The 26221-nt window shown below is 67.1% G+C and carries 27 protein-coding genes; 13 read left to right on the top strand and 14 right to left on the bottom strand.

What is annotated here, in order from left to right:
* Window positions 1-6 precede the first annotated feature (6 nt).
* From GV161_RS01460 to GV161_RS01440, 5 genes are all read right to left on the bottom strand, one after another.
* Entirely contained in the window at window positions 7-852 is an 846-nt protein-coding gene (locus GV161_RS01460) for a tetratricopeptide repeat protein (RefSeq protein WP_244623884.1), read from the bottom strand.
* 193 nt (window positions 853-1045) lie between these two features.
* Window positions 1046-1303: a 30S ribosomal protein S21 gene (rpsU, locus tag GV161_RS01455; protein ID WP_091838783.1), complete on the bottom strand. Its 258-nt coding sequence runs from the start codon at window positions 1301-1303 to the stop codon at window positions 1046-1048.
* 169 nt (window positions 1304-1472) lie between these two features.
* Complete coding sequence (locus GV161_RS01450; protein WP_152012179.1) at window positions 1473-2579, bottom strand: 5-(carboxyamino)imidazole ribonucleotide synthase; 1107 nt, start codon at window positions 2577-2579, stop codon at window positions 1473-1475.
* Window positions 2576-3085, bottom strand: a complete 510-nt coding sequence (gene purE, locus GV161_RS01445; protein WP_152012180.1) for a 5-(carboxyamino)imidazole ribonucleotide mutase — start codon at window positions 3083-3085, stop codon at window positions 2576-2578. The genes GV161_RS01450 and purE overlap by 4 nt, the downstream gene beginning before the upstream one ends.
* Before the next feature lie 257 nt (window positions 3086-3342).
* Window positions 3343-3561 (bottom strand): DUF465 domain-containing protein, encoded by a 219-nt coding sequence (locus GV161_RS01440; RefSeq protein WP_152012181.1) that lies wholly within the window; start codon window positions 3559-3561, stop codon window positions 3343-3345.
* Between the two features lie 229 nt (window positions 3562-3790).
* Between GV161_RS01440 and GV161_RS01435 the strand changes: the two genes are divergently transcribed.
* From GV161_RS01435 to argE, 5 genes are all read left to right on the top strand, one after another.
* Complete coding sequence (locus GV161_RS01435; protein WP_152012182.1) at window positions 3791-3979, top strand: DUF465 domain-containing protein; 189 nt, start codon at window positions 3791-3793, stop codon at window positions 3977-3979.
* A 194-nt stretch (window positions 3980-4173) separates the two neighbouring features.
* Window positions 4174-5019 (top strand): AraC family transcriptional regulator, encoded by an 846-nt coding sequence (locus tag GV161_RS01430; protein ID WP_152012183.1) that lies wholly within the window; start codon window positions 4174-4176, stop codon window positions 5017-5019.
* Window positions 5020-5085: 66 nt separating this feature from the next.
* Complete coding sequence (locus tag GV161_RS01425; RefSeq protein WP_152012184.1) at window positions 5086-5805, top strand: alanyl-tRNA editing protein; 720 nt, start codon at window positions 5086-5088, stop codon at window positions 5803-5805.
* A gap of 7 nt (window positions 5806-5812) precedes the next feature.
* Window positions 5813-6751 carry a DMT family transporter gene (locus GV161_RS01420; protein WP_152012185.1) on the top strand — a complete coding sequence of 313 codons (939 nt, stop codon included), beginning with the start codon at window positions 5813-5815 and terminating at the stop codon, window positions 6749-6751.
* Window positions 6752-6757: 6 nt separating this feature from the next.
* Entirely contained in the window at window positions 6758-7867 is a 1110-nt protein-coding gene (gene argE, locus GV161_RS01415; RefSeq protein WP_152012186.1) for an acetylornithine deacetylase, read from the top strand.
* An 18-nt stretch (window positions 7868-7885) separates the two neighbouring features.
* On the opposite strand, the gene GV161_RS01410 is transcribed toward argE, so the two are convergent.
* Window positions 7886-8809 carry a LysR family transcriptional regulator gene (locus tag GV161_RS01410; RefSeq protein WP_152012187.1) on the bottom strand — a complete coding sequence of 308 codons (924 nt, stop codon included), beginning with the start codon at window positions 8807-8809 and terminating at the stop codon, window positions 7886-7888.
* Window positions 8810-8973: 164 nt separating this feature from the next.
* On the opposite strand from GV161_RS01410, the gene GV161_RS01405 reads away from it, so the two are divergent.
* Complete coding sequence (locus GV161_RS01405) at window positions 8974-10524, top strand: MFS transporter (RefSeq protein ID WP_152012188.1); 1551 nt, start codon at window positions 8974-8976, stop codon at window positions 10522-10524.
* Between the two features lie 134 nt (window positions 10525-10658).
* Here GV161_RS01405 and GV161_RS01400 read toward each other — a convergent pair whose 3' ends face one another.
* The 4 genes from GV161_RS01400 to GV161_RS01385 all read right to left on the bottom strand — a co-directional run bounded on the left by GV161_RS01400 (window position 10659) and on the right by GV161_RS01385 (window position 14988).
* Window positions 10659-11642: a Dyp-type peroxidase gene (locus GV161_RS01400; protein WP_152012189.1), complete on the bottom strand. Its 984-nt coding sequence runs from the start codon at window positions 11640-11642 to the stop codon at window positions 10659-10661.
* Between the two features lie 141 nt (window positions 11643-11783).
* Window positions 11784-12290, bottom strand: a complete 507-nt coding sequence (locus tag GV161_RS01395; RefSeq protein WP_152012190.1) for a hypothetical protein — start codon at window positions 12288-12290, stop codon at window positions 11784-11786.
* A 59-nt stretch (window positions 12291-12349) separates the two neighbouring features.
* Complete coding sequence (locus tag GV161_RS01390) at window positions 12350-13978, bottom strand: acyl-CoA synthetase (RefSeq protein WP_152012191.1); 1629 nt, start codon at window positions 13976-13978, stop codon at window positions 12350-12352.
* A 251-nt stretch (window positions 13979-14229) separates the two neighbouring features.
* Complete coding sequence (locus GV161_RS01385) at window positions 14230-14988, bottom strand: sulfite exporter TauE/SafE family protein (RefSeq protein WP_152012192.1); 759 nt, start codon at window positions 14986-14988, stop codon at window positions 14230-14232.
* Window positions 14989-15176: 188 nt separating this feature from the next.
* On the opposite strand from GV161_RS01385, the gene GV161_RS01380 reads away from it, so the two are divergent.
* The 3 genes from GV161_RS01380 (at window position 15177) to GV161_RS01370 (ending at window position 19203) form a co-directional block, all read left to right on the top strand.
* On the top strand, window positions 15177-17093 hold the full coding sequence (locus GV161_RS01380; protein ID WP_152012193.1) for a propionyl-CoA synthetase: 1917 nt from the start codon (window positions 15177-15179) through the stop codon (window positions 17091-17093).
* 95 nt (window positions 17094-17188) lie between these two features.
* Complete coding sequence (locus tag GV161_RS01375; RefSeq protein ID WP_152012194.1) at window positions 17189-17512, top strand: hypothetical protein; 324 nt, start codon at window positions 17189-17191, stop codon at window positions 17510-17512.
* Window positions 17509-19203, top strand: a complete 1695-nt coding sequence (locus tag GV161_RS01370) for a methyl-accepting chemotaxis protein (protein WP_152012195.1) — start codon at window positions 17509-17511, stop codon at window positions 19201-19203. Before GV161_RS01375 ends, GV161_RS01370 begins: the two co-directional genes overlap by 4 nt.
* Window positions 19204-19216: 13 nt before the next feature.
* Here the strand turns inward: GV161_RS01370 and GV161_RS01365 are convergent, their stop codons facing one another.
* From GV161_RS01365 to GV161_RS01355, 3 genes are all read right to left on the bottom strand, one after another.
* Window positions 19217-20101, bottom strand: a complete 885-nt coding sequence (locus GV161_RS01365) for an MBL fold metallo-hydrolase (protein WP_152012196.1) — start codon at window positions 20099-20101, stop codon at window positions 19217-19219.
* A 37-nt stretch (window positions 20102-20138) separates the two neighbouring features.
* Complete coding sequence (locus GV161_RS01360) at window positions 20139-20873, bottom strand: cell cycle transcriptional regulator TrcR (RefSeq protein ID WP_152012197.1); 735 nt, start codon at window positions 20871-20873, stop codon at window positions 20139-20141.
* A gap of 141 nt (window positions 20874-21014) precedes the next feature.
* Entirely contained in the window at window positions 21015-22013 is a 999-nt protein-coding gene (locus tag GV161_RS01355; protein WP_152012198.1) for an NAD(P)H-quinone oxidoreductase, read from the bottom strand.
* 79 nt (window positions 22014-22092) lie between these two features.
* Here GV161_RS01355 and GV161_RS01350 point away from each other — a divergent pair, with 79 nt between their 5' ends.
* From GV161_RS01350 to GV161_RS01340, 3 genes are all read left to right on the top strand, one after another.
* Window positions 22093-22290: a DUF1192 domain-containing protein gene (locus tag GV161_RS01350; RefSeq protein WP_152012199.1), complete on the top strand. Its 198-nt coding sequence runs from the start codon at window positions 22093-22095 to the stop codon at window positions 22288-22290.
* A 297-nt stretch (window positions 22291-22587) separates the two neighbouring features.
* Window positions 22588-22884, top strand: coding sequence for a hypothetical protein (locus GV161_RS01345; protein ID WP_152012200.1), 297 nt, complete (start codon window positions 22588-22590; stop codon window positions 22882-22884).
* Between the two features lie 364 nt (window positions 22885-23248).
* The gene (locus GV161_RS01340; RefSeq protein WP_152012201.1) at window positions 23249-23776 is read left to right on the top strand and encodes a DUF1465 family protein; all 528 of its coding nucleotides are present in this window, start codon (window positions 23249-23251) and stop codon (window positions 23774-23776) included.
* A gap of 224 nt (window positions 23777-24000) precedes the next feature.
* Here the strand turns inward: GV161_RS01340 and rpmE are convergent, their stop codons facing one another.
* Complete coding sequence (rpmE, locus tag GV161_RS01335; protein WP_066471911.1) at window positions 24001-24234, bottom strand: 50S ribosomal protein L31; 234 nt, start codon at window positions 24232-24234, stop codon at window positions 24001-24003.
* A 144-nt stretch (window positions 24235-24378) separates the two neighbouring features.
* On the opposite strand from rpmE, the gene GV161_RS01330 reads away from it, so the two are divergent.
* Window positions 24379-26157, top strand: coding sequence for an ABC transporter transmembrane domain-containing protein (locus GV161_RS01330; RefSeq protein WP_244623885.1), 1779 nt, complete (start codon window positions 24379-24381; stop codon window positions 26155-26157).
* Window positions 26158-26221 lie beyond the last annotated feature (64 nt).

Below are 26221 nucleotides of genomic sequence, written 5' to 3'. Positions count from 1 at the left end.
ACTGTCTCAGAGGCGGAACATGCCGCCGCCGCCGAGGCGGGCGGAGCCGGCGCGAGCGATCTGGTTGTTGCCGTCGAGCCCGAGGGCACGCTGATAGGCCTCACTCGCCTCGGTCTTCTTGCCTTGCTTCTCGAAGGCGAAGCCGCGGCCGGCCCAGGCGGCGGCATTGCGGTTGTCGACATTGAGCGCGGCGGTGAAGTCCTCCAGCGCGGAATCGTATTTGCCGAGCGCGTTCAGGCTTTCGCCCCGGGCGATATAGGGCGGGGCGGTATAGGGATTGCGGTCGATCACCGAGTCGAAATCGGTGACAGCCTGCTGATGCTGGCCTTCCTTCTGGTAGACCAGTCCGCGGGCGTGGAAGGCCTCGGCCGCTTCCGGATTGAGGCGGATGGCGGTGTTGAGGTCGGCGAGCGCCTGCTGGCTGTTGCCCTGCAGGCGCAGCAGGTTGGCGCGCGCAACGAAGGCCGGAGCGTAGTTCGGATTGGCGGTGGTGGCGCGGTTGAAATCCTGCAGCGCGGCGTCGTTGCGCCCGCTCTGGCGCAGCGCCAGGCCGCGATTGGTGTAGGCCGGCGCGAAATTGGCGTCGATCTGCACCGCCCTGGTGAAATCGGAGATGGCGTCGGAATAGCGGCCGATCCGGGCATAGGCGGCGCCGCGTGTGTTGTAGGCCTGCGGATCGTTCGGGTTGCGGTTGATCACCTCGCTGAGCGAGCCGATGTTGACGCTCGCAGCCTCGGTGTTCTCGGTCTGGAGTTCGGCGACGCCAGCGCCGGAGCTCATGCTCACCGTGTCGCAGCCTGCGAGCGCGAGCGCCAGGCCCGTCGCGATCAGCCAGTTCCTGCCTGTGAGCATGCTCTTATCCATCGCCTCGAACTCTCGCCTGCCATGCGGCGCCACCGCCCCGGTGCGCCGCCATCCTCCAAAACGCCCAAGCCCTGACAAAGTTTGGTTAACGACCCTACAAAAACAGCAGCGCCTGGAGAAGCTCCAGGCGCGCGCAGATATCAGAACAGTAGCGGGCGGTGGTCGTCGGACCCTTGCGTGGTCAGATCGCCGGCCGAGCGGGGCGCTCAGGGCGCTTCGGCTTGACCGGGGCCGGCAGCAGGCCTTCGCGCTGCAGCTTCTTGCGGATCAGCTTGCGGGCGCGGCGGACGGCCTCGGCCTTCTCGCGCGCCTTCTTCTCGGACGGCTTCTCGTAATGGCCGCGGAGCTTCATCTCACGGAAGATGCCCTCGCGCTGCATCTTCTTCTTCAGCGCCCGCAGCGCCTGGTCGACATTGTTGTCGCGAACAAGAACCTGCACGTCTTCAGTCCGTCGTTGTCGGTGGTCCGGAATCGGGGCGGCGACCTCCCGTCCGGGAGATCGCCGCGAGGGTCGTGCGGATACCAGAATTCCCTGGGCCTGTCCACGCTGCAACGCCGCAAAACGCGTGAAAACACGCGGGTTTCGGGGGCTGGCAGCGCGCCAGTGTTCAGTCGGTGTGGGGGAGGACGCGGGTGACGTGGCCCATCTTGCGGCCCGGCCGCGCCTCGCGCTTGCCGTAGAGATGCAGATGCGTGCCGGGCTCGGCCAGGATGGCGCGCCAGTCGTTCGCCTGGTCGCCGATCAGGTTCTGCATGGTGACGCGCCCGCGTCGCGCCGTCGCGCCCAGCGGGAAGCCGCAGACGGCGCGGACATGCTGGTGGAACTGCGAGGTCTCGGCACCCTCGCTGGTCCAGTGTCCGGAATTGTGGACGCGCGGAGCGATCTCGTTGACGACGACCTGCTCGCCGCCCTTGCCCTCGACCAGGAAGAACTCGACGGCGAACACGCCGACATAGCCGAGCGCCTCGCCGATACGACGGGCCGCTTCGATCGCGGCGTCCGCCGCTGCTGTGCCGATATCGGCGGGCACCTGGGTCAGCGCCAGGATGTGGTCGCGGTGCTCGTTCTCGCAGACGTCGAAGGCGGCGAAGGAGCCGTCGGCGGCGCGGGCGGCGACGACCGAGACTTCGCGGGAAAACGTCACGAAGCCTTCGAGGATCGCCGGGAAATGGCCGATCTCGTCCCAGGCCTGCGCGAGATCGGTGCCATCGGCGATCTTGACCTGGCCCTTGCCGTCATAGCCGAAGCGTCGCGTCTTCAGCACGGCCGGGCGGCCGAGTTTGGCGACGGCCTTTTCGAGATCAGCGAGCGAGTCGACCGGTTCGAACGGCGCTACGGCAAGGCGGAGATCGGCGACGAAGCGCTTCTCGGTGAGACGGTCCTGGGTCACAGCGAGCGCCCTCGCGCCCGGATGCAGCGGCGTGCGGGCGGCGAGGAAGGCGGCGGTCGCGGCCGGAACGTTTTCGAACTCGTAGGTTACGACGTCGACGGCGTCGGCGAAGCTGGCGAGCGCAGCCTCGTCCTCATAGGCGCCGATGGTGTGGCGGGCGGCGACCTCATAGGCCGGGCTGTCAGGCTCAGGCGCGAAGATGTGGGCGCGCACGCCGAGATCGGCCGCGGCCAGCGCCAGCATGCGGGCGAGCTGGCCGCCGCCGAGGATGCCGAGGACGGCGCCGGGGCCGAGGCCGAGGCCGCGCGGATCGGGCTGGCTCATTGCGCGTCCTTTGCCTCATCCTTCGGGCGCTCAGCGACGGCGGCGCTGAGTTTGGCGCGCCAGGCGTCGAGCCGCTCGGCGATTGCTTCGTCGGAAAGGGCGAGCACGGCGGCGGCGAGCAAAGCGGCGTTGATCGCGCCGGCCTTGCCGATGGCGAGCGTGCCGACCGGGATGCCGCCGGGCATCTGCACGATCGAGAGCAGGCTGTCCTGGCCGGAGAGCGCCTTGGATTCGACAGGGACGCCGAAGACGGGCAGGGGCGTGAGCGAGGCCGTCATGCCCGGCAAATGCGCCGCGCCGCCGGCACCGGCGATGATGACCTTGAAGCCTTCGGCCTTGGCGCCCTTGGCGAAGGCATACATCCGGTCCGGCGTGCGATGGGCCGACATGATGCGCGCATCGAAGGTGATGCCGAGCTCGGCAAGCGTGTCGGCGGCATGGCGCATCGTCGCCCAGTCGGACTGGCTGCCCATGATGATGGCGACGGGTGGGGTCGGCTCGGCCATGAAATCGGCGCTTCCCGGCAGGAGGGGGGAAGCGCGCGATCTAGACCGGCCGCAGCGTCACAGGCAAGCGCCGAATCGTATTGTGACTGCTTCTCCCAGCAGATTGTCCCGCATTTCCCACCCAACCGTGGTCATCCCGGACAAGCCGCGTAGCGGCGCCGATCCAGGATCCATTCCGGAGCTTTTCCGAAAGAGGTTCCGGAATGGATCCCGGGTCTCCCTCCGGTCGCCCGGGACGACCCGGTGTGTGGAGACAATCAGGCGATGATATCAGGCGTCAGCTGGTCTTCGAGATGGGAGATGCGGTCGCGCAGATAGAGCTTGCGCTTCTTCAGGCGCTGGATCTGGATCTGGTTGATCGGGCCGAGGCGTTCGAGCGCATCGATGGCGCTGTCGAGATCGCGATGTTCCTCGCGCAGACGCGCGAGTTCCGCCTGCAGGCCCTCGATCTCCTCCTGGCTCAGTTCGAATCCCATGAAGCCGTCTCATCATCGCCGCGATCGCGGCCGACTATGCGCAGGCGCGGGCGGCCCGGCAAGGGTGTCGTCGGCGCGATGCGGGCCGGCTCGCTTGCATTCACGCGCCTCGGGAAAGGTCTCGGAAGGGATCACAGAAACTCATGGTGCAGTGCACGCCTGCCCCGCAGACGTGAAGCCGGCTCTGTGTCAAACTTCTCTTGCTAGAACGCTCATCAGGAGGATCCAGATGTCGCTGCAGACACATCTCGCCGAGCTCGAACGCAAGCATCGCCAGCTCGAGGAAGCCATCGCCCAGGCGGTCGCCAGTCCCTCGTCGAACGATCTTGGCGTGGCAGAGCTCAAGCGGAAGAAGCTGCTGCTGAAGGATGAGATCGAGCGCGTGCGGCTGACCATGCCGGCACCGACACTACACTGAAATGACAGAGCGGACTGCGGCAGTCCGCGACGAATTCGCGCAAAAGGCGCGCTTTACCGGCCCCGAAAGGGGCCGGTTTTTTGTGACCACGAGCGCTGCGACCTGCCACCTGCGCTGGTGGCCCTGACGGACGCCGGGCTTGGACGCGATTGAGAGATCGTGCGAGAATGCGTGCAGTCGAGAGGAATGCGCCGTTGGCCCGTGTCGATAGACACAACACCGCACGCTACTGGAACGCGACCGGCGTCGACGGACTCAGCTGCCTCCACGCCGACTTCACCACGCATGACTACGCGCCGCACCAGCACGAGGCCTTTGTCGTCGCGGTGACGGAGAGTGGCGGCTCCGAGTTCAAGAGCCGCGGCCGCAGCGACGAGGCCCGCGAGAGCGTGCTGCTCGTCTTCAATCCCGCCGAGCCCCATTCCGGCCGCATGGGCTGGAGCAAACGCTGGCGCTATCGCTCGTTCTATCTGACGCAGCCCGCCATCGATCAGGTCACGACCGATCTCGGCATCGACCGCCCAGCCTATTTCATGCGCAATGTCGTTGGCGACGCCGATCTGATCGCGGCTTTCGGCCGGCTGCACCGCAGCCTGGACGACGGCCATGACCCGCTCGAAGAACGCGAGCTCCTCGTCGCCAGCTTCGGCCAGCTCTTCGCGCGCCATGGCGACGGCGCCCACGCGATCCCGACTGCGCCGCGCGACGAGGCTGCGCTTTCGCTCGTGACCAGGCGGATGGCCTCGCAGCATGCGGAAAGCGGGCTGAGCCTGACCGAGATGGGGCTTTGGGTCGATATGACCCCGTTCCAGCTCATCAGCCTGTTCAAACGCACGGCCGGCCTGACGCCTCACGCCTATCTGACCCAGCTCCGGCTGAAATCGGCGATTCGGCAGTTGAAGGCCGGCGCGCCGATCGCGGACGCGGCGCTGGCCAGCGGCTTCTATGACCAGAGCGCGCTGACGAGACACTTCAAGCGCTCGTTCGGCATCACGCCCCTGCAGTACCAGCGAGCAGGTGCTGTCGGTCTCGCCCGCTGATTCCTCAATTTCCGCCAATACCGCGCTAAACCCGATCGCCAGACTTCTTCGAAAAGGAGTCTTCGTGTGACGCGCTATTTCTGCCTGGACGAGCCAGAGGTGTTCGCCCTCGAAACCGTCGTGACGGCCGCCGAGCCGGGCCGTATCCGGCTCGACCGATCGCCGTTCTATCCCGGCGGCGGCGGCCAGCTTCCCGACAAGGGCGCATTGCAGTGGTCGGGCGGCGAGGTCGCGATCGCCGGCTTCGAGGATACAGGCGATGGCATCTGGCATCTTCTGGCCGAGCCGATCTTGCTCTCGGGGGCTGTGGTCGCCGAGGTCGACCGCCCGTTCCGGCAGCTCATGCGCGAGCTTCATACCGACCTGCACATCGTCAATGCGCTGGTCTATCAGGGCTTCGACGGTGCGCTCGTCACCGGCGTCCAGATGAACGAGGACGGCACGGCGCGGATCGATTTCGACCTGCCCGAGGCCGACAATGAGCGCCTGCGCGGCCTCGAGGGCGCCATCAACGACGTGATCAGGCAGGACCTGCCGGTTCGCGAAACCTATGTCGGTGAGGACGAAGCGTTCGACGAGCCTGGCCTGATCCGCTCGCGCTCGGTGACGCCGCCGCCGACGGCCGATGGCCGGATCAGGGTCGTCGAGATCGCCGGGCTCGATCGCCAGGCCTGCGGCGGCACGCATCTGGCTTCTACGGGGGCGTCGCGGCCGCTGCGCATCCTGAAGATCGACAATAAGGGGCGGCACAACCGGCGCCTGCGCATCGGCCTCGACGGTCTGTGAGGCCACCATGTCCACGCTGTTGAAAAGGCTCTGGGCGCGTCCGCTCCTGCTGCTCTGGCTGCCGCCGCTGTTCTGGGCGGGGAATCTCGTGCTCGGCCGCGCATTGGGGCCGAGCTTTCCACCGGTGTCGCTCGCCGTCGGGCGCTGGCTCGTGGCGCTGGCCTGCCTTGCCCCCTTCATCGGCCGGCAGGCCTGGCGGGAGCGGGCGCTGCTGCGGCAGCATCTTGCCCTCATCGTCGCCTGCGGCGCCTTCGGCATCGCCGGTTACAACGCGCTCGGATATCTCGCCTTGCGGACGACGCCGGCCGCCAGCGTCGCCTTCCTCAACTCGACCCTGCCGCTGATGGTGCCGCTTGCGGCTTTCGCACTCGGCGTCGAGCGTGTCTCTGGCCGGACGTTCGCCGGCATCGCACTGTCCTTCGCCGGCGTCGTCTGGATCGTCGCGCGCGGCGACCTGCAGCAGCTCGGCGGATTGCGGGCCGATGGCGGCGAGTTCCTGGTGCTGATCGCCGTCGCCAATTACGCGATCTATTCCGTCCTGCTGCGGCGCAAGCCGGCAGCCTTGAGCCCGCTGGTCTTCCTGGCCGCGACTATGGCCGCCGGCCTGCTGGTGCTCGCGCCGTTCTGGGCCTTCGAGCTGGCGCAAGGCGCGCGCATCCCGACAGATGCGGGCTCGGTCGCAGCCGTTCTCTATATCGGCGTGTTCGCCTCGCTCCTCGCCTTCATCCTCTGGGGGCATTGTGTGGCGACCCTCGGGCCGAGCGTCACCGGCGTCTCGTTCCATCTGGTCGCGCTGTTCACAGCCCTGCTCGCGGTCGTGGTGCTGGGCGAGCCGGTACGTGGTTTCCACCTCGTCGGCATGGCTCTGATCCTCGCCGGATTCTTCGTCGCAACCGGAAGATGGGCCGGCGCCCGGTTTCAGCCGGCACGGCAGCGGGGCGCTTAGGCAGACATGGATACCGTCGAGATCCTGCGCAGGCTCGTCGCCTTCGACACCACCTCACGGCGCTCCAATCTCGATCTGGTCAATTGGACTGCCGACTATCTCGATCGTGCGGGCGTGCGGGTCCGACTGACCAGCGATGCCTCTGGCGAAAAAACCAACATCCTGGCGATGATCGGGCCGGATGAACCGGGTGGCATCGTCCTCTCCGGGCATACCGATGTCGTTCCGGTCGATGATCAGGACTGGGCGAGCGACCCGTTCGAGCTCGCGAGCCGGGATGGGCGTCTGCACGGCCGGGGCGCCGTCGACATGAAGGGTTTCGTCGCGGCCTGCCTAGCAGCCGTCCCGGGCTGGCGGGCCCGAGAGCTGGGCAGACCGATCAATCTGGCTTTGTCTTATGACGAGGAGGTCGGCTGCCTCGGCGTTCCCTCGCTGATCGCCGACATGCTCGCGCATTGCCCGCCTCCCGCGCTCGCCATCATCGGCGAACCGACGCAGGTGCGGATCGGGCTCAGCCATCGCGGCTTCTACGGCTATCGCAGCGTCTTCCATGGCCGCGCCGCCCATTCGAGCGACCCGCGCCTCGGCTCCAGCGCGATCGAGCCGGCGGCGGCATTCGTCGCAGCGCTCGCCGGCTTCGGAAGGCAGGGCGACCGGACGGCGACCACCGTCAACATCGGCAAGATCGCGGGCGGCAGCGCGATCAACATCGTTCCCGAACGCTGCGAGGTCGTCTGGGAGTTCCGGCCGCCCGACGAGATTGCCATTGGCTCCGTGCTCGCAGCGGTGGAGAACTTCGTAGCTGGACTGCCTGACGGGGTAAGTGTCGAGACACTGCCGCTGGCGCGTGTCCTGCCGCTCGATTGCGCAGCGGACAGCCCGGCCGTGGCGGTGGCGCGTAAGCTCGGTGGCCTGTGGCCACCGCTTGCGATGCCGTTCGGGACCGAAGCAGGCTTCTTCCAGCAGGCTGGAATACCGGCCCTGGTCTGCGGACCCGGCTCGATCGCGCAGGCGCATCAGCCGAACGAATGGATCGCCATCGCCGAGCTCGCGGCGGCGGATCAATTCCTTGCACGCGTTGGGGACTGGGCGGCTGTCGACCGCAGCAGCGCCTGAGGCTGCGGCAAGCGACGCTCAGCCCGCCTTGACGCCGGCCATGAGGTCGCAGCGCGTCGAGAACAGCCGCTGTCCGACGAAGTCGACGAACACCCGCACTTTCGGGGAAAGATTGCGGTTGGATGGCCAGATCAGGCTGAACTGGCCGGGACCCTCGACCTCGGTATCCAGGAGCGTATGGAGCGCGCCGCTGATCAGCGGTTCGCGCACCAGGAAGTCCGGCATGCAGGCAATGCCGAGTCCCGCGACCGCAGCTCCTCGGACTGCCTCCATGTTGTTGCAGACCAGGGCGGTGCGCGGCGTTGGCGCCTGCTGGCCGGGAGGAAGGCGCAGCGGCCAGGGTTGAATCTTGCCGCTGTTGGGAAAGCGGAAGCGGATGCCGTGATGCCGACCGAGATCGCTCGGCGAGGCAGGAACGCCATGACGCTCCAGATAGGAAGGGGCGGCGCAGAGCAGCATCTGGAACGGGCGGAGCGGCCGCGCCATCAGGCGGGAATCCGGAAGCTCGCCGCTGCGGATCGCGACATCGATCCCTTCCTCGATCAGGTCGACGATGCGGTCGTTGAAATCGATGTCGACCTCGATATCGGGATACTGCGCCATGAATTCGGGCAGCACCGGAAGCAGCAGATGGTAGCTGACGATCGGCGCGCTGATGCGCAGCGAGCCGCGCGGGGTTTCCGCCGCTCGCGCGACCATCGAGCGGGCATCGTCGAGATCATCGAGAACGCGCCGGCAGCGCTCATGGAAGGCGCGGCCTTCTTCGGTCAGGCGCAGATTGCGGGTCGAGCGCTGGAAGAGCCGGACCCCCAGCTCTTCCTCCAGCCGCGACACCGCCTTGCCGACCGCCGAGGCGGAGATTCCCAGAACACGCCCCGCCGCGACGAAGCTACCGAGATCGGCGGTCCGTACGAAGGGCAACAGCCCGCTCAGCCTGTCCATGCCCTGCCTCTCGCCAGCATCAATTCGAGCGTTTTATTCCAGTATGACTGGAAGTCAGCCAATCTTATTGGGAGATTGCGTCCGACATAGCATGCTTTCAGTCGGAAGATGACGAAGCGGTTGTGCATCGCGTCTTCCGCGACAGCGAACGGAACCAGCTCATCATGACGGATCAGATCACGCGGTCGCGCGCGGCCGAGCGGGCGCTCGTACTTTTGTCTGTCTGCCTCGCGGCTGCCGCGATGCCGCTGACCTTTACCGGGACGGCGGTCGCTCTCCCGGCCATCGGCAAGGCGTTGGGCGGCAGCCCGATCGCCCTCAACTGGGTCACCAACGCTTTCATGCTGACGTTCGGATCGAGCCTGATGGCGGCCGGTGCGCTGGCGGACGCCTATGGTCGCAAGCGCGTCTTCCTGATCGGTATTGGAGCCTTTGCCGCAGTTTCGGCGGCGCTTGCCGCCGCGCCGGACATCGTCTGGTTCGATTTCGGCCGGGCAGTGCAGGGCGCGGCGGCGGCGGCGGCCTTCTCCGGAGGCATGGCCGCGCTCGCCCAGGAGTTCGACGGCGCGTCGCGCGTGCGCGCCTTCAGCATCGTCGGCACGAGCTTCGGACTCGGCCTCGCCTTCGGCCCGATCGGATCGGGCATGATGATCGATGCGTTCGGCTGGCGCAGCATATTCGGCCTTGTCGTCGTGCTGGCCATGCTCTCCCTGCTGCTCGGTGCGTGGAGCCTGTCCGAATCCCGCGATCCGCAAGCCCGCGGCCTCGATTGGCCGGGTGCGCTCAGCTTTACGGCCGCGTTGGCGTTGCTCACCTATGGCATGCTGCTGGTGCCGGAGCGTGGCTGGACCGATCCGAGCGCGCTTGGGCTGCTCGCCGGCGCCGTCGCCATGTTTGTCGCCTTCGGGATGATCGAGCGACGTGTCGCTCGGCCGATGCTGGATCTCACGCTGTTTCGCTATCCGCGCTTCGTCGGCGTGCAGTTGCTGGCGGCGGCGCCGGCCTATGCTTTCGTCGTCCTGCTGATCCTGTTGCCGATCCGGTTCATCGGCATCGAGGGCCTGAGTGAGATCGCAGCGGGCCGATTGATGATCGCGCTGTCGGCGCCGCTGCTGATTCTGCCGCTCGTGGCCGGACTGCTGACCCGCTGGCTCACGCCTGCCACGATCTGCGGTCTCGGCCTGCTGGTCTGTGCGCTCGGCCTGTTCTGGCTGAGCCGCGTGCCGGTTGGCGGCGATGTCACAGTGGTCATCATGCCGATGGTGCTGATCGGCATCGGCATCAGCTTGCCCTGGGGGCTGATGGACGGCCTTGCCGTCAGCGTCGTGCCGAAGGAGCGGGCCGGCATGGCCACGGGCATCTTCAGCACCACGCGCGTCGCCGGAGAAGGCATCGCGCTGGCGGTGGTCGGCGCCGTCCTGTCGGCGCTGACGGCACAGCATCTGGCGGCCGACGGTGGGGCGGCGGGCCAGGCGGGGCCTGCTGCTCAGAGGTTGGTCACAGGGAACCTCACCGGCGCGGCCGAGGCGATGCCGGTAGCCAGTCGCGCTGACCTGATCGCCGGCTATGGCGACGCCTTCACCATGCTGCTCCTGATCCTCTGCGCCGTCACGGTCGTCACTGCCTTCGTCGTCTTCGCCTTTCTCGGATGGAAGCGCGAGCCGGTTTCGGAGGCGGTCGAGGGCGTCGAAGACGGAGCGGCCTCGCGAGCCTGAGTGGCTCCCGGGCGCATTTGCCGGTCATGTGCCGCTCTCGGCCGCGCACGAAGCGGGCAGCGCCGAGCATGCGGTCACGACACCGACGCCATCGCGTTCAGCCCGAACTTCCGGACCTTGCAGAATTCGACCGGTCAGGACGCGGCAAGCTTCTCCTGCGCCGCCTGCACCAGCGCTTCCAGCGTCGGGCGGGTCGGAGCAAAGAAGGTCGTGCCGGTGTGCGGCGTCGAGAAATCCAGCAGCCGATCGTAGGCACCGGGCGGGGCGCCGACATACATGCGCTCCAGCATCGTCTCGATCACCCAGAGATAGCGCGAGTAGCCGATGAAATAAGTGCCGAACTCGCGCTGGCCGGGCCGGCCGAACGGCATGTTGTCGCGCAAGATGTCGTGCTCGTTGCCGTCGGCATCGACGATCGTGGCCAGCGACTTGTGCGATTTTCGCGGCGCGGCATCATCGTCGATCTCGACGTTGTCGATCTTGGTGCGCCCGATGATCGCTTCCTGAAGCGGCGTCGGAATCGCCGCCCAGGCCTTGAGGTTGTGCAGGTATTTCTGGATGACGACGTAGCTGCCACCGGCGAAATCGGCATCTTCGTCGCCGACCAGCGCCGATGCCGGCAGGTCGAGGCCGGTCGGATTGGCGGTGCCGTCGACGAAGCCCAGAAGATCGCGTGCGTCGAAATAGCGAAAGCCCGAGACCTCGTCGACGACCGCGACGCTGTCGCCGAGGCTGTCGAGCAGGAGGCGCTCGAATTCGAAGCACAGATCGGGGCGTTCCGAGCGGATATGGAAAAGCAGGTCGCCCGGCGTCGAAGGGGCATTGTGGACCGCTCCCGCGATCGGCGCGAAGGGCTTCAGCTCCCGCGGCCGGTTGCCAGGATCGAGACGGTTCCAGAGGCTGTGGCCGATGCCGACGATGCAGGACAGCCGGGCGGATAGGTCGCGGAATCCCACGGTCTTGACGAGGTCATCGAGCCCGTCGAGTGCTGCGCAGGCCTTCGCCAGGGCGGCTTGCTCGCTTCCGACGGTAGTCACGAGAAAGATTGCGGCGCGCGACAAGGGCGCGTCGATGCTTTGCGCCTCGATAGGCACCCTGTCCCAGTTCTTGCCCGTCATCCCGAGTGCTCCAGCCTGTTTCAGGAAGAGGTATCGATTCTGCGGTGCAGTACACCTGCATCGATGCAGCAGATCATGACATTGGCGCCATGACACCATGACACGAAATCGGGTGTCGACACGGTGCGGGGGCCTTGCGTCTCAGGGAGCGGCAGCAAGAGAGATTCCAGGGCTCTGCGGCGCGAAGCTGACTGCGGGAGCGTCGATGCGGCAGGCGTTGTCGATCGATGGCTTGGTGGTCGTTCTGGTCAGGTCGAATCTGGAGCACAGCCTGCCATAGCCCGGCGTTTCCACGGTTCCCGACATATTGGTGCCGCCTTGCCCGACCCGACCGTGGAGATCGACGGTAATGTAGCCGGCCGGCCGCTTGATCCATGCGGAGCCGGCGATGTCGAACGCTCCGCCGCTCCTGATACGGCCCGAAACCGTGAAGCAGCCTTCGGGCACGGTGATGTTCTCGCGCAGCGGGTAGAACTGGAAGACGCCGGAAAACGTGCTGCCCTCCTGTCGATCGATCGTCAGCGTCAGCCCGGTCTTGCCCTGTGCGCAGGTATAGGTGCCTTGCCAGTTCCCGGTGAGTGCGGCGGATGCGTCCTGGGCCCGAACCGGCGCTGCCAGCATGGCCATGAGCGCCAGCGCCGTGATCACATGAGCAACCGCAGGCCCGCTCCAGCGCGTCGTGGAGTGGCCCGTTTGCCCGCGCGCCATCACAGCGCCCGCGCCATCTCGCGCAGCTTGAACTTCTGGATCTTGCCGGTCGAGGTCTTCGGCACTTCGGTGAAGACAACGGTCCGTGGGCATTTGAACGAGGCTAGCAGTGTCTTGCACCAGGCGATGATCTCGTCCTGCGTGGCTGTCTGCCCCGGCTTCAATTCGACGAAGGCGCAGGGCGTCTCGCCCCATTTCTCGTCAGGCTTAGCGACCACGGCGGCGGCCTGCACCGCCGGGTGCTTGTAGAGCGCATCCTCGACCTCGATCGAAGAGATGTTCTCGCCGCCGGAGATGATGACGTCCTTGGAGCGGTCCTTGAGCTGGATGTAGCCGTCGGGATGCATCACGCCGAGATCGCCGGAATGGAACCAGCCGCCCTCGAAGGCGGCCTTGGTCGATTTCGGGTTCTTGAGATAGCCCTTCATCACGACATTGCCGCGGAACATGACCTCGCCCAGCGTCTCGCCGTCATGCGGCACGCGCTGCATGGTTTCCGGGTCGAGCACATCGAGCCCTTCCAGCGCCGGATAGCGCACGCCCTGGCGCGCCTTCAGCGCCGCCTGCTCGCCGCCGGGCAGGGCGTCCCAGGCGCTGTTCCATTCATTGACCACGGCGGGGCCGTAGACCTCGGTCAGCCCGTAGAGATGGACGACGTTGAAGCCGGCCTGCGCCATGCCGGCGAGCACGGCCTCGGGCGGCGGGGCGGCGGCTGTGAAGAAATTCACCTTCTGTGGGAAGCTGCGGCGCTCGGCATCGGGCGCATTGAGCAGCGCCGACATCACGATCGGCGCGCCGCACATATGGGTGACGCCATGGTCGGCCAGGGCGTCGTACATCGCCTTGGCCCGGACCTGACGCAGGCAGACATGGGTGCCGGCGAGCAGCGAGATCGTCCAGGGGAAGCACCAGCCATTGCAGTGGAACATCGGCAGGGTCCAGAGATAGACCGGGTGCCGGCCCATGCCGCCGGTAAGCACGTTCGAGGTCGCCAAGAGGTTGGCACCGCGATGGTGGTAGACCACGCCCTTGGGATCGCCCGTCGTGCCGGAGGTGTAGTTCAGCGCGATCGCATCCCACTCGTCGGTAGGCATCAGCCAGTCGAAATCGGGATCGCCCTGCTTGAGGAAATCCTCGTATTCGATGCTGCCGAGGCGCTCGCCGGGGCCGTCATAGACCGGGTCGTCATAGTCGATGACCAGCGGGTTCACCTTGCAGAGCGCCAGCGCCTCCCTGACCGTCTTCGAGAACTCCCGGTCGGTAATCAGCACCTTGGCCTCGCCATGGTCGAGCGAGAAGGCGATGACCGCGGCGTCGAGCCGAGTGTTGAGCGTGTTGAGCACCGCCCCGCACATCGGCACGCCGTAATGGCATTCGAGCATCGCCGGGGTATTCGGCAGCATCGCCGCGACCGTATCGTTCTTGCCGATGCCGTGCTTGCTCAGAGCCGAGGCGAGCCGGCGGGTGCGGGCGTAGAGCTCAGCGTAATTGCGCTTCAGGGGTCCGTGGATGACGGCGACATGGTTCGGGAAGACGCTGGCCGCGCGCTCGAGGAAGGGCAGCGGCGAGAGCGGCTGGAAGTTCGCCGGATTGCGATCGAGATCGGTGTCGTAAGGAGAGAGCGGCATGGCGTTCGGCGTTCCCGGCGGTTGTTGCCGGACAGCCTAGAAGCGCGCCCCGTCACGGGCAATTGGCAGAGGAAGAAGCCGCGAAAATTCCCTTCCCCCCGCTTGCGGTGGGGAAGGGCTAGGGATGGGGGGCAGGAAAGCAGGGCGAGGACATTCTTCGGCATAGCGCCAAGCGGCACTGCCCCCCACCCAACCCTCCCACCGCAAGCGGGGGGAGGGCTATCGCTGCAACGACCTGCGATGCGACGAGATCAGCCGAAGAGCGGACGCAGCCCGTCGAAGACCAATTTCAGGCCGACCGCGATCAGCAGCCAGTAGATGATGGTGTAGAAGCGCTCGGCCGGGACGCGCCGGACCAGCCAGACGCCGGCGACGGTCGAGAGGATCGCGACCGGCGCGAGTGCGGCCGAAGCCATCAGGTTCTGATGGCTGAACTGGCCGAGGAAGAAATACGGCAGCACCTTGATCCAGTTCATCAGCGCGAAGAACAGCGCGCCGGTGCCGACGAAGACCGCCGGCGGCAGGCGCTGCGGCATGGTGTAGATCTGGAAGGGTGGGCCGCCGGCATGGGCGATCATGCTGGTGAAGCCGCAGATAGCGCCCCAGAGCGTGCCGGCCGCATAGTTCGCCTTCGTCACCGGCTGGGCCGCGGTCTTGCCGGCGAGGAGGCGGCGCAGCGCAAAGCCGATCGAGATCACGCCGACCGCGAGGCCGACGACGGCGTCGGAGACCTTCGCCGCCAGGAGGTAGCCGGCGAGCACGCCGAGCAGCATGCCGGGGATGAGCGTTGCGAGGTTCCGGCGGTCGAAATCACGGCGATAGGACCAGACCGAGACGACGTCCTGGATGATCAGGATCGGCAGCATGATCGCCGCTGCCTGCACCGGCGAGACGATCAGCGCCATCAGCGGCAGCGAGAGCAGGCTCAAACCCGCGAAACCGCCCTTGGACAGCCCCATCAGGATGACGGCCGGCACCATGGCGGCGAAGAAGGTGAGGTCGAAGGTCATCGTCCCGCGCGGCTGCCGGCTGAGCCGGCTGTGCAGCACAGCCCATGCGGTTGCGCTGAAAGTCTGACAGAGGAGCGCTTGCACGCAAGCGGCGGACATGGGCACGATCCCGCGCCAAATCCGGCCCGCAGACGGCCAGCCCGGAGTTCAGCTCTAGGCGCAATACCCGGCGAAGAGGAACGCTTTTCATGACTGCCAGCCATGCAAGCCGCTATGCTGAGATCTATGCCGCCTGGCAGCGGGACCCTGAAGCCTACTGGGCCGAGATCGCCGGGGGCATCGAGTGGATCAAGCCGCCACAGAAGATCTTCAATGCGAGCGCCGGCATCTATGGCCGCTGGTTCCCTGATGCGAGCTGCAACACCTGCTTCAATGCGCTGGATAGGCATGTCCGTGATGGTCGCGCCGAGCAGACGGCGCTGATCTACGACAGCCCGGTCACCGGCACCAAGCAGCGTTTCACCTACGCGCAGATGCTCGACGAGGTTTCGACACTTGCTGCCGTGCTGCAGGACCAGGGCGTCGGCAAAGGCGATCGCGTCATCCTTTACATGCCGATGATCCCGGAAGCGGCCATCGCGATGTTGGCCTGCGCCCGGATCGGCGCGGTGCATTCGGTGGTGTTCGGCGGCTTCGCCGCCAAGGAGCTGGCGACCCGCATCGACGACGCCACGCCGAAGCTGATCATGACCGCGACCTGCGGCATCGAGCCGACCCGCGTGGTCGAATACAAGCCGCTGCTCGACGCGGCGATCGATCTCGCCACGCACAAGCCCGATGCCTGCATCGTGCTGCAGCGGCCACAGGTCGATGCCTCCATGCATGTCAGCCGCGACAAGAACTGGCGTACGCTCGTCGCCGCAGCCCGTGCAAACGGGCGCAAAGCTGACTGCGTCGAGGTCGCTGCGACCGATCCGCTCTATGTGCTTTACACCTCCGGCACGACTGGCCGGCCCAAGGGCGTGGTGCGCGACAATGGCGGGCACATGGTCATGCTGGTCGCGACCATGACCCAGCTCTACGACGTCAGGCCCGGCGAGGTGATGTTCACCGCCTCGGATGTCGGCTGGGTCGTCGGGCACAGCTATATCGTCTACGGGCCGCTGATCCAGGGCGCGACTTCGGTCCTCTACGAGGGCAAGCCGGTCGGCACGCCTGATCCCGGCGCCTATTGGCGCGTGATCGCCGAGCACAAGGCGGTGGCGATGTTCACTGCGCCTACCGCCTTCCGGGCGATCCGCAAGGAAGATCCGCAGGCGACCCATCTCAAGGATTACGATCTCTCGCAGTTCCGCACGCTCTTCCTCGCCGGCGAGCGCGCCGATCCCGATACGCTGAAATGGGCCGAGGAGGTGCTGAAGGTGCCGGTGGTCGACCATTGGTGGCAGACCGAGACCGGCGCCTGCATGGTCGGCAATCCGGTCGGACTAGGATTGCTGCCGATCAAGCACGGTTCGCCGAGCGTGCCGCTGCCCGGCTACGACATCCAGTGCCTCGACGAGGGCGGCCGGCCGGTGCCGGCCGGGACGATGGGCGCGATCGTCGCCAAGCTGCCGCTGCCGCCCGGCGCGCTGCCGACGTTGTGGCAGGACGATGGGCGCTTCCGCAGCGCCTATCTCGAGACCTATCCCGGCTTCTACAACACCTCGGATGCCGGCTTCATCGATGCGGACGGCTATGTCTTCATCATGGGGCGCACCGACGACATCATCAACGTCGCCGGCCACCGGCTTTCGACCGGCGGCATGGAAGAGGTGCTGGCCTCGCACCCGGCGGTGGCCGAATGCGCCGTGGTCGGCATCAGGGACGCACTCAAGGGCGAGCAGCCCTGCGGCTTCGTGGTGATGAAGGCAGGCGTCACGCAGTCGCCGGCCGAGGTCGAGAAGGAGCTGGTCGGCCTGGTGCGCGACAAGATCGGTCCGGTCGCCGCCTTCAAGCTGGCAATCACCGTGGCGCGGCTGCCGAAGACACGCTCCGGCAAGATCCTGCGCGCGACGATGAAGAAGATCGCCGATGGCGAGGAGTATGCGATGCCGGCGACGATCGAGGACCCGGCCGTGCTGGGCGAGATCGGGACCGCGCTGAAGGGCAGGGGACTCGGCTGAAGGCGCTGCCGAGCAGTTCGACGAAAGTACAACTTTACGTTGCTTTAAACAAAATCGTTCAGGATCGCAGGCGCTTATCCCGCCGGATTTAAACGATGGCGCCTCGCCCACGCATCGGATTGCTGGCCTTGGCGATTGGCGCGCTGCTCGCGCCGATCGGCGTCGTCCTCGCCCCGCGGGACGGAGCTGTTGTCGTCGTGCTCGCCACGAGTTCCGCCACGGCCGCCGAAGCGGTGAGCCGGGCGAACGGCGTCATCCTGGCACCGATCGGCCGCTTCGGCCTGCTGGCCCGTTCGGATATTCCCGGTTTCTCGGTGCGCCTCTATCAATCCGGCGCCGCGCTCGTCCTCGCCGGCCTGGGCGGCGGCTGCACCGGCCAGGCGCGCGATCCCCTCATTCCAGCGAGACGGTCCCTATGAGCCAGAGCCTCGAGACGTTCCGCCACGCCTTCGCCAAGCCGCTGATGACCGGGCAATGGCTCTTGGTGCCGGTGACCTGCGCCGTCGGCTGGCTCGCCGGCCACCCGGCGCTCGTCGCGATCGGGCTGGTCTCGATGCTGCTCGCCGCGGCGACCACCCTGGCCTGGCGCTCGGACGGGATCGGCCTGTCGACTCGCCTGATCTCGACCATCGCGATCAACGGGCAGGTGGCACTGCTGGTCTTCGCTGCCGAGGGCACGCGCTACCAGATCGACATGCACATGGCCTTCTTCGCCGCCCTGGCGGTGATGACGGCCTGGTGCTGCTGGCGCTCGATCCTGGCCGCGACGGTGGTCGTGGCGGTGCACCATCTCGTGCTCAACTTCGTCTATCCCGCGGCTGTGTTCCCCGATGGCAGCGAATTCGCCCGTGTGATCGTCCACGCCGTCATCCTGCTGGCCGAGGCGGGTGCGCTGATCTGGATCGCGCAGCGGCTGGCGGCGGCTCTCAGCCAGGCTGACGAGGCAGCCTCGACGGCACTGACCAATCAGGAGCGTGCCGAAGCACTCCGGCATGACAGCGAAGCGAGCGAGACCGAGCGCGCCGCGGTCGAAGCGCATTTGCTCGAGGCCGTCGCCGGCGTCGTCGATGCGGCCAAGCGCGGCGATTTCTCGGCCAGGACCGTTCGCACCGATGATCTCGGCCGGTTCAGCGCACTGGTGAGCGGCATCGACGAACTGACGCAGGCTTGCGAATCCTTCCTGGACGAGACCGACCACGCGCTCTCGGCGCTGGCCGATGGCGACCTCAGCACACGGATGTCGATCCGTTTCGAAGGCCGTCTGGCTGCCGTCGCCGGCAATTTCAACCGCTCGGCCGAGGCGCTCGCCGGAGCGCTGGCAGCGGTCGCGAGCAACGCCGCGCAGACGCGCAGCGCCGCAGACGACATCCTCTCGGCGACGCTCGATCTATCGCAGCGCGGGCAGAGCCAGGCCAATGCGTTGCAGGACACCTCCAGCGTCGTCGAGGAGATCGCGGCGACGGTGCGCCAGACCTCCGAGATCGTCCAGGTGGCAGCGCGCAAGGCGCGTTCGACCGCCGACGACGCCGGGGCCGGCGTCGCGGTGGCGGGGCGCGCGGTCGAGGCGATCGACAAGATCGACCAGCAAGCGCGCCGGATCGTCGACATCGTCGAGGTCATGGACGGGCTCGCCTTCCAGACCAATCTGCTGGCGCTGAACGCCTCGGTCGAGGCGGCGCGGGCGGGCGAGGGCGGACGCGGTTTCGCCGTGGTCGCGACCGAGGTCCGCCGGCTCGCCCAGCAATCGGCCGATGCGGCGCGTGACGTTCGGGCGCTGATCAGCGAGACCAAGGTCCATGTCGACGAGGGCGTGAAGCTGGTGCGCGAGACTGGCGCCAGCCTGACCGCCATCTCCGGCGAGGTCGAGGAGGTCGCGCAGGCCTTCGGCGAGATCAACCAGGCGACCGCTGAACAGTCGCAGGGCGTCGGCGCGATCGAGCGGGCGTTGGCCGAGATCGATGCCGCCACGCAGGACAATGCCCGGGCGGCGGAACGCACCGCAGCCGCCGGGCGCGGCATGGCCGAGGCGGCCGAAGCGGTTACGAGGCTGGCGGGGGGCTTCCGGTTCGATGGTTCGCAGGCCGGCGCCGGATTGCGCCGGGCGGCGTGAGCCGCACGGGCGGTCAGAACCCGATCGCGGCGCCATTCCAGCGCAGCAGCCGCGCCGGCAGCTCCAGCCGCATCAGATCCTCGCCGACGATCAGCGGCTCGGCATAGCCGCCGGCCCGGAGCTCGGCGAAGAGCGCCGCGGTGTCGGCCCCCGGCGGGACGAGATGGGTCAGCGCCAGCGTCTTGACGCCGGCGCGCCGGGCGAGGCCGGCCACAACCGCCGGGGTCATGTGATAGCTCTGCACCGAGGCCACCGTCTGCGCCGAGCGCACGCCGGCGGTGACCGGCATCTGGCTGTCGATGAAGACCTCGCAGACCAGGAGATCGCAGCCTTGCGCGGCCTGTTCGAGCGACGGCGTCAGGCGGGTGTCGCCGGAGAAGACGATACGGCTGCCATTGGCCGAGAGGCTGAGCCCGAAGGCCGGCTCGACCGGCTTGTGGTCGACGAGGAAGGCTTCGACAGCGAGGGCGCCGAGCCCGGCGACCGGGCCTTCCCGCAGCTCCTCGAACACGACTTCCAGGCCGGTCGCATCAGGGCGCTTCTCGAAGGCGATGCGCAAAGCGCGCTCGCGAGCGAAAGCCTCGTACTGCCCGCGCATATTGGCGAGCGCCGGCTCCGGCGCGAGCACGCGCCAGGGCCGATTGCGGCCCTGATGCCAGGACGAGACGATCAGCTGGTAAAAATCGACCAGATGGTCGGAATGCTCATGGGTGACGATGAGCGCGTCGATCTGCGCCCCGGCATGGCCGGCGGCGACGAGGCGCTGGCTGACGCCCGAGCCGCAATCGACCAGAACCTTGACCCCACCCGCCTCGACGAGATGGGCCGGGCCGGCGCGGCGCAGGCTGACGGGTGGCGCGCCGCTGCCGAGAAAGGTGAAGGCGAGGCCGGTTGTCATCGTCACTCGCCTCCAATCGTGGTCCGGTCGGCCGGGCTCAGTAGCCGCCGTCGTCGTCCTCGTCGGCCGGGCGCTTGAGCTGCTTCAGCTTGGCGAAGACCGAATCGACGTCGATCTTCTCCTCGTCCTGCCGCTTCGGCCGGCTCATGTCGGCGAAGGGCTGCGAGGACGGGGCCGGCTCAGGCGCGGTGGTCACCTCGGCCGGGAGCAGGGTCGAGCCGGTGTTCTGCAGGACCATGGCCGGCCGCTCCTTGGCGGCGCGGGCCACTTCGAAGTCGAGGTCGATCTGCGAGGCAAGGCCGAGGCTGACCGGGTCGATCGGCTGCAGCTGCTGGGTATTCCAGTGCGTGCGGTCGCGGATCTGGGCGATCGTCGTCTTGGTCGTGCCGATCAGGCGGATGATCTGCGCGTCCTTGAGCTCGGGATGGTTGCGCAGCAGCCAGAGGATCGCGTTCGGGCGGTCCTGGCGCTTCGAGACCGGGGTATAGCGCGGGCCCTTGGTGCGCTTGATCTCCGGCACCTTGACCTTGCGCTCGGCCAGCTTGAGCTGGTGCGACGGGTTCTTGGCGGCGCGCTCGAGCTCCTCGCGGGTGAGCTGGCCGGAGGTGATCGGGTCGAGGCCCTTGATGCCGGCGGCGACTTCGCCATCGGCGATGCCGCGCACTTCGAGCGGATGCAGTTTGCAGAACTCGGCGATCTGCTCGAAGGTCAGCGAGGTGTTCTCGACCAGCCAGACCGCAGTGGCTTTCGGCATCAGCGGCGTTTGTGACACGGGCCGTCTCCTGGAATGTCGCGGGCAATAGCTCTCAGGCGCCGACCGGCCGCCCCGGCCGGTCATCCAAATCATCAACGATGAGGAGGATAGGCCGCCTTATAGGCAAAGCCGGGAAGGCTGTCCAATCAATCCGATCGCTCAGATCGTCAGCACGATCTTGCCGATATGGGCGTTGCTTTCCATCAAGGCGTGCGCCTGTGCTGCCTGTGCCAGCGGGAAGCGGGCGTGGATCACCGGCTTGCAGCGCCCTTCCGTCAGCAGCGGCCAGACCTTGTCCTCGAGCTCGCGCGCGATCGCGGCTTTCTCGGCAATCGTGCGCGGGCGCAAAGTCGAGCCGGTATGGGTCAGCCGCTTCATCATCAGGCGGCGGAAATCGACCTCGGCCTTCGGCCCGTTGAGGAAGGCGATCTGGACGATCCGGCCGCTCTCGGCGGCAGCATCGTAATTGCGGTTGATGTAGTCGCCGCCGACCATGTCGAGGATCAGGTTGACGCCGCGCCCGCCGGTCGCGGCCTTCGCCGCTGCGACGAAATCCTCGGTACGATAGTTGATGGCATGGTCGGCGCCGAGATCACGGCAGGCGGCGCATTTTTCGTCCGATCCCGCGGTCGCCAGCACGGTCGCGCCAAAAGCCTTGGCGAGCTGGATCGCGGTGGTGCCGATGCCCGAGGTGCCGCCATGCACCATGAAGCTCTCGCCCTTCTTCAGCCCGCCGCGCTGGAAGACATTGGTCCAGACGGTGAAATAGGTCTCGGGGAGCGCGCCGGCTTCTTCCAGCGACAGCCCGGAGGGAATCGGCAGGGCATTGTCCTCATGGACCACGGCGTATTCGGCGTAGCCGCCGCCGGCGACGAGCGCACAGACCTGGTCGCCGACCTCGTAGCGCGAGACACCTTCGCCGAGCGCGACGATCCGGCCGGCGATCTCCAGCCCGGGAATGTCGGACGCCCCGGGTGGCGGGGCATAGCCGCCCATGCGCTGCAACACGTCGGGCCGATTGACGCCGGCGACCGCGACATGAACCAGAACCTGGCCGGGACCGGGCTGCGGCACCGGGCGCTGCTGCGGTTTCAGCACATCGGGGCCGCCGGGGGCATCGAAGCCGATGGCGGTCATTGTCGCGGGCAGGGCGGTCATGCGGTGTCTCCTCGCCTGTGGTGCTGGCGTTGTGCTGCGATTAAGCTCCCGCGCTCCGAGGATGCAAGGCGAGGCTATGATGGCTGGATTTCTCGACGATGATCGCCCCGTGCCGAAGCGGGCCCATGAGATCGGGCAGGATCTGTCGCAACTCGCGGTCACCGAACTCAGCGAGCGGATCGCGGTTCTGGAAGCGGAGATCGAGCGGCTGAAGGAAGCGCGCGAGAAGAAGTCGGCCTCGCGCTCGGCAGCCGACGCCTTCTTCAAGAAGGCCTGAGGCGAAACCGCGGCGGTCAAGAGCGGCAACGGGCAGGGCGGCATTTCCGCTGGCGGGTGAGTCCTTCCCGCCACGCGACAAGATGCACCAGCCGATGAACGGATATTCATCTTCGCAGCGCGAGCCGAAGCGCCTATCCTGAGGACGTGGACAGAAGGCGGCCGAACGCCGCCCGCCCGCGCCGACGCAACGTCTCGGCCGGGGCCGCTTCCGACAATGACAACAGGTGGAAACGAGCGGAGAGACGGCTGCACGCCGTCCCCGATCGCGCGCCTGCTTTCGACAGGAGACAAGACGATGCGCCTCGTCGCACTCGCCATAGCCTTGCTCGCCGCCATGCCGGCTCTCGCCGTTGAGGACACTGCCAGGATCGGGCTGCGCGAGGATGGCGGCAAGCCGCTCGCAGCCTTCCAGCTCCGTTGGCCGCAGACCACCGTGATCATGCAGGCGCCGGTCACGGTGCTCGGTGGCCACAGCATCGAGATCCGGCGCGAGATCGCGCCCAGCGTCAGCCTGGGAGGCACCTATCGCTATTCGCTCGGCGAGCGCTTCGTCAGCGAGCGTTTCGGCCTGAAGCTGACGGTGACGCGCTGAGATTCTGGAATGCGTCAGGATCGTTCGAATTTGTCGCATTTTCGGGCGGCGTTAACGGCCGCTTAACGATTCCAAAGTATGAATCGCATCATCCAGTTTGTCTGGATGTCGAGTGGCTCCTGCCCACTCTGTTTGACGCCTCCCTGTTGACCTTCGAGCCGCCTTCGGGGCGGCTCTTTTTTTGGTCTGCTGCCCGGATTATCGGGCAAGGGCGGGGCGCCACCGGGCCGGACCATGGCACCGTTAACCTTAATGATATGTTACCGCGGCGCCGACAGAGTGATGGCGTTATCCTTGCGATGTCCCGGCCAGTCCGGCGTCGCGTCCTTCGATCGCGCGCCACTGTGCCGATTGGAGACATGGGATGACCGATTTGACGATGCTGAGGCCCGAGGCCGACGATGGCGCGATCCCGTTTGCGCGCAGCTTCGTCAAGTCTGACGCGTTCATGCAGCTGTTCCGCGAAGGCATGGGTTTGGTCGAGGCCACCGCCTCCTATCTCGATGGCGAGGGGCGGGCCGAATCGGCCGCTCTGCCGCGCGAGGTCTCGCTGACCTATGCGACCGAGAGCATGCGCCTGACGACGCGGCTGATGCAGATCGCCTCCTGGCTCCTGGTGCAGCGCGCCGTCGCCGAGGGCGAGATGAGCGCCGATCAGGCGCGCAGTGAACACAACAAGGTGCGCATCGCCGAGCCGATGCTGCAGCCGAGCAGCGCCGAGGCGGCGCGTCTGCCGCAGCGCCTGCGCGATCTGGTCGCTCACTCGATCCGCCTGCAGGAGCGCATCCGCAATCTCGACCAGCAGATGTCGGGCGCCGTTCGCCCCGCGCTGGCAAATCCAGTGCGCGGCCAGATCGAGAGCCTGCAGGCCCGGCTCGGCCTGCTGCGCTGAAAATTCCAGACGTCATGCTCGGGCTTGACCCGAGCATCTCAGGCCGGAGGAGGCTCCTGATAGCGCCTTCTCGTCCTGAGATTCTCGGGTCTACGCTTCGCTTCGCCCGAGAATGACGCCAAGCCTGACCGCGGCCTATCGTCGCCATCAACGCAAAAAGCCCGGCCGTGAGGCCGGGCTTTTCTGTCGTGCTCGCGGGCCCGAAAGGCCGCGAAACCCGAGAATTACTTCTTGCCGAGGGCGCCCAGCGCGCCGAAACGCGAGTTGAAGCGCGAGACGCGGCCGCCGCGGTCCAGCATGTGCTGGGTGCCGCCGGTCCAGGCCGGGTGGGTCTTCGGGTCGATGTCGAGGTTGAGGGTGTCCCCCTCCTTGCCCAGCGTCGAACGCGTGAAGTATTCGGTGCCATCGGTCATGACGACCTTGATGGTGTGGTAGTCGGGATGAATGCCGGTCTTCATGGCGAAATCCTCAATTCGAAAAGCTGGCGGCCGGAACTCGGCGCGCATCGCCGGCTCTTCGAACAATTCGTATGAGCCTGTTGTGAAGTGGGCTGCCCATAGCGCAGCCGCAGCGACGGTGCAAGCTTTTCAGGATGAGTGAGCGTGGCGAACGAGAACAACGAAGACCAGAAGGCGCGGCCCGATTTCAGCGCGCTGCGCTCGTTCTGGCCCTATGCGCTGGCCCAGAAGCAGCGGATCGCCTTCGCGCTGGTTGCATTGATCGTCGCCTCGGTCGCGACCCTGGCGCTGCCCATGGCGGTCCGGCGCGTCATCGACGTCGGCTTTTCCGGCGGCGAACAGCAGCTGGCGAATTCCTATTTCGCGATCCTGATCGGCGTCGTCGCCGTTCTGGCGCTGGCGAGCTCGTTTCGCTTTTACCTGGTGATGACGGTCGGCGAGCGTGTCGTCTCGCAATTGCGGGCCGACGTCTTCGCGCATCTGACCCGGCTCGAGCCGGCCTTCTTCGATGCCAGCCGCGCCGGTGACCTGGTCTCCCGCCTGACCGCCGATACCACGCAGATCAAGTCGACCTTCGCCTCGACCGCCTCGATCGCCCTGCGCAACGGCATCATGTTCCTTGGTGCGCTGGCGCTGATGATCGCGACCAGCCCGCAGCTCTCGGCGATCGTGATCGGCGCGATTCCGCTCGTCGTGCTGCCGCTGGTCTTCTCGGGCCGCAGCGTGCGCAAGCGTGCCCGTGCCGCGCAGGACCGGCTCGCCGACGCCTCCGCCTTCGCCTCGGAAGCGATCGGCGCGATCCGGACCATGCAGTCCTTCGGCGCCGAGCGCGCGACGACGCAGCGCTTCCAGGGCGCCTCGGACGGCGCCTATGACGCCTCGCGCGATGCGACGCGTTCGCGCGCCTGGCTTTCCGGCATCGCGATCTTCCTGGTCTCGGCCAGCGTCGTGCTGGTGCTCTGGGTCGGCGCGACCGAGGTCTTCGCCGGGCGGATGAGTGGCGGGCGCCTGTCGCAGTTCGTGCTCTATGCTGTGCTGGCGGCAAGCTCGCTCGGCCAGCTTTCGGAAGTCTATGGCGATATCTCCGCCGCGGCCGGCGCAGCCGGACGGCTCGGCGAGATCCTTGCGACCAAGCCGGCGATCGCCGCGCCGCCGCATCCGAAGGCGTTGCCGACACCACCGGTGGGCGCGCTTTCCTTCGAGGGCGTCTCCTTCCACTATCCCGGCCGCAGCAATCTCGCGCTGGCCGATCTCGACCTTTCGATCAAGCCAGGCGAGCGGGTCGCGCTGGTCGGGCCTTCCGGCGCCGGCAAGAGCACGGTGCTGCAACTGGCGCTGCGCTTCTACGACCCCTTCGCCGGTCGCGTCGTCGTCGACGGCGTCGCGGGGCCCGAGGCCGATCCGACCGAGTGGCGCAGCCGCTTTGCGCTGGTGCCGCAGGAGCCGACCGTGTTCGGCGTCTCGGTGGCCGACAACATCGCCTATGGCCGTCCTGGAGCGAGCCGGGCTGAGATCGAGGACGCCGCTCAGCTCGCCGCCGCCGACGGCTTCATCCGGGCCTTGCCCGAGGGTTACGACACCATCATCGGCGAGCGCGGTGTCACCTTGTCGGGCGGACAGCGCCAGCGCCTCGCCATCGCGCGCGCCGTGCTGAAGGATGCCCCCATCCTGTTGCTGGACGAGGCGACCTCGGCGCTCGATTCGGAAAGCGAACGCGCCGTGCAGGATGCGCTCGACCGGCTGATGCAGGGGCGGACCACTTTGGTCGTCGCGCACCGCCTTGCGACGATCCTCTCCGCCGACCGTATCCTGGTGATGGAGGACGGGCGGGTGGTCGAGGAAGGCACCCACGCCGCCCTCGTCGCCAAGGGCGGGCTCTACGCGCGGCTTGCGGCGCTCCAGTTCGGGCTGGAGGCGGCCTAAGCTTCCTTTTCCCTGGAGCCTCCTCCTCCCCTCGGGGGAGAAGGTCCGGCAGGGGATGAGGGCG

Source organism: Bosea sp. 29B (assembly GCF_902506165.1).
In the GTDB taxonomy this organism is placed as follows: Bacteria; Pseudomonadota; Alphaproteobacteria; order Rhizobiales; family Beijerinckiaceae; genus Allobosea.
Note: the sequence above shows the minus strand (reverse complement) of the source record. Positions and strands in the feature narration are given on the sequence as shown.

Excerpts from the sequence above, each read along its gene's own strand:
- GV161_RS01400 (WP_152012189.1), bottom strand. The coding sequence starts at position 11,642 with ATGACGGGCAAGAACTGGGACAGGGTGCCTATCGAGGCGCAAAGCATC.
- GV161_RS01340 (WP_152012201.1), top strand. The coding sequence starts at position 23,249 with ATGACCGATTTGACGATGCTGAGGCCCGAGGCCGACGATGGCGCGATC.
- GV161_RS01355 (WP_152012198.1), bottom strand. The coding sequence starts at position 22,013 with ATGACCGCCCTGCCCGCGACAATGACCGCCATCGGCTTCGATGCCCCC.
- GV161_RS01460 (WP_244623884.1), bottom strand. The coding sequence starts at position 852 with ATGCTCACAGGCAGGAACTGGCTGATCGCGACGGGCCTGGCGCTCGCG.
- GV161_RS01405 (WP_152012188.1), top strand. The coding sequence starts at position 8,974 with ATGACGGATCAGATCACGCGGTCGCGCGCGGCCGAGCGGGCGCTCGTA.
- GV161_RS01450 (WP_152012179.1), bottom strand. The coding sequence starts at position 2,579 with ATGAGCCAGCCCGATCCGCGCGGCCTCGGCCTCGGCCCCGGCGCCGTC.
- GV161_RS01410 (WP_152012187.1), bottom strand. The coding sequence starts at position 8,809 with ATGGACAGGCTGAGCGGGCTGTTGCCCTTCGTACGGACCGCCGATCTC.
- GV161_RS01350 (WP_152012199.1), top strand. The coding sequence starts at position 22,093 with ATGGCTGGATTTCTCGACGATGATCGCCCCGTGCCGAAGCGGGCCCAT.
- GV161_RS01380 (WP_152012193.1), top strand. The coding sequence starts at position 15,177 with ATGACTGCCAGCCATGCAAGCCGCTATGCTGAGATCTATGCCGCCTGG.
- GV161_RS01420 (WP_152012185.1), top strand. The coding sequence starts at position 5,813 with ATGTCCACGCTGTTGAAAAGGCTCTGGGCGCGTCCGCTCCTGCTGCTC.
- GV161_RS01390 (WP_152012191.1), bottom strand. The coding sequence starts at position 13,978 with ATGCCGCTCTCTCCTTACGACACCGATCTCGATCGCAATCCGGCGAAC.
- GV161_RS01440 (WP_152012181.1), bottom strand. The coding sequence starts at position 3,561 with ATGGGATTCGAACTGAGCCAGGAGGAGATCGAGGGCCTGCAGGCGGAA.
- GV161_RS01345 (WP_152012200.1), top strand. The coding sequence starts at position 22,588 with ATGCGCCTCGTCGCACTCGCCATAGCCTTGCTCGCCGCCATGCCGGCT.
- GV161_RS01365 (WP_152012196.1), bottom strand. The coding sequence starts at position 20,101 with ATGACAACCGGCCTCGCCTTCACCTTTCTCGGCAGCGGCGCGCCACCC.
- GV161_RS01435 (WP_152012182.1), top strand. The coding sequence starts at position 3,791 with ATGTCGCTGCAGACACATCTCGCCGAGCTCGAACGCAAGCATCGCCAG.
- argE (WP_152012186.1), top strand. The coding sequence starts at position 6,758 with ATGGATACCGTCGAGATCCTGCGCAGGCTCGTCGCCTTCGACACCACC.
- rpmE (WP_066471911.1), bottom strand. The coding sequence starts at position 24,234 with ATGAAGACCGGCATTCATCCCGACTACCACACCATCAAGGTCGTCATG.
- GV161_RS01370 (WP_152012195.1), top strand. The coding sequence starts at position 17,509 with ATGAGCCAGAGCCTCGAGACGTTCCGCCACGCCTTCGCCAAGCCGCTG.
- GV161_RS01375 (WP_152012194.1), top strand. The coding sequence starts at position 17,189 with ATGGCGCCTCGCCCACGCATCGGATTGCTGGCCTTGGCGATTGGCGCG.
- purE (WP_152012180.1), bottom strand. The coding sequence starts at position 3,085 with ATGGCCGAGCCGACCCCACCCGTCGCCATCATCATGGGCAGCCAGTCC.
- GV161_RS01385 (WP_152012192.1), bottom strand. The coding sequence starts at position 14,988 with ATGACCTTCGACCTCACCTTCTTCGCCGCCATGGTGCCGGCCGTCATC.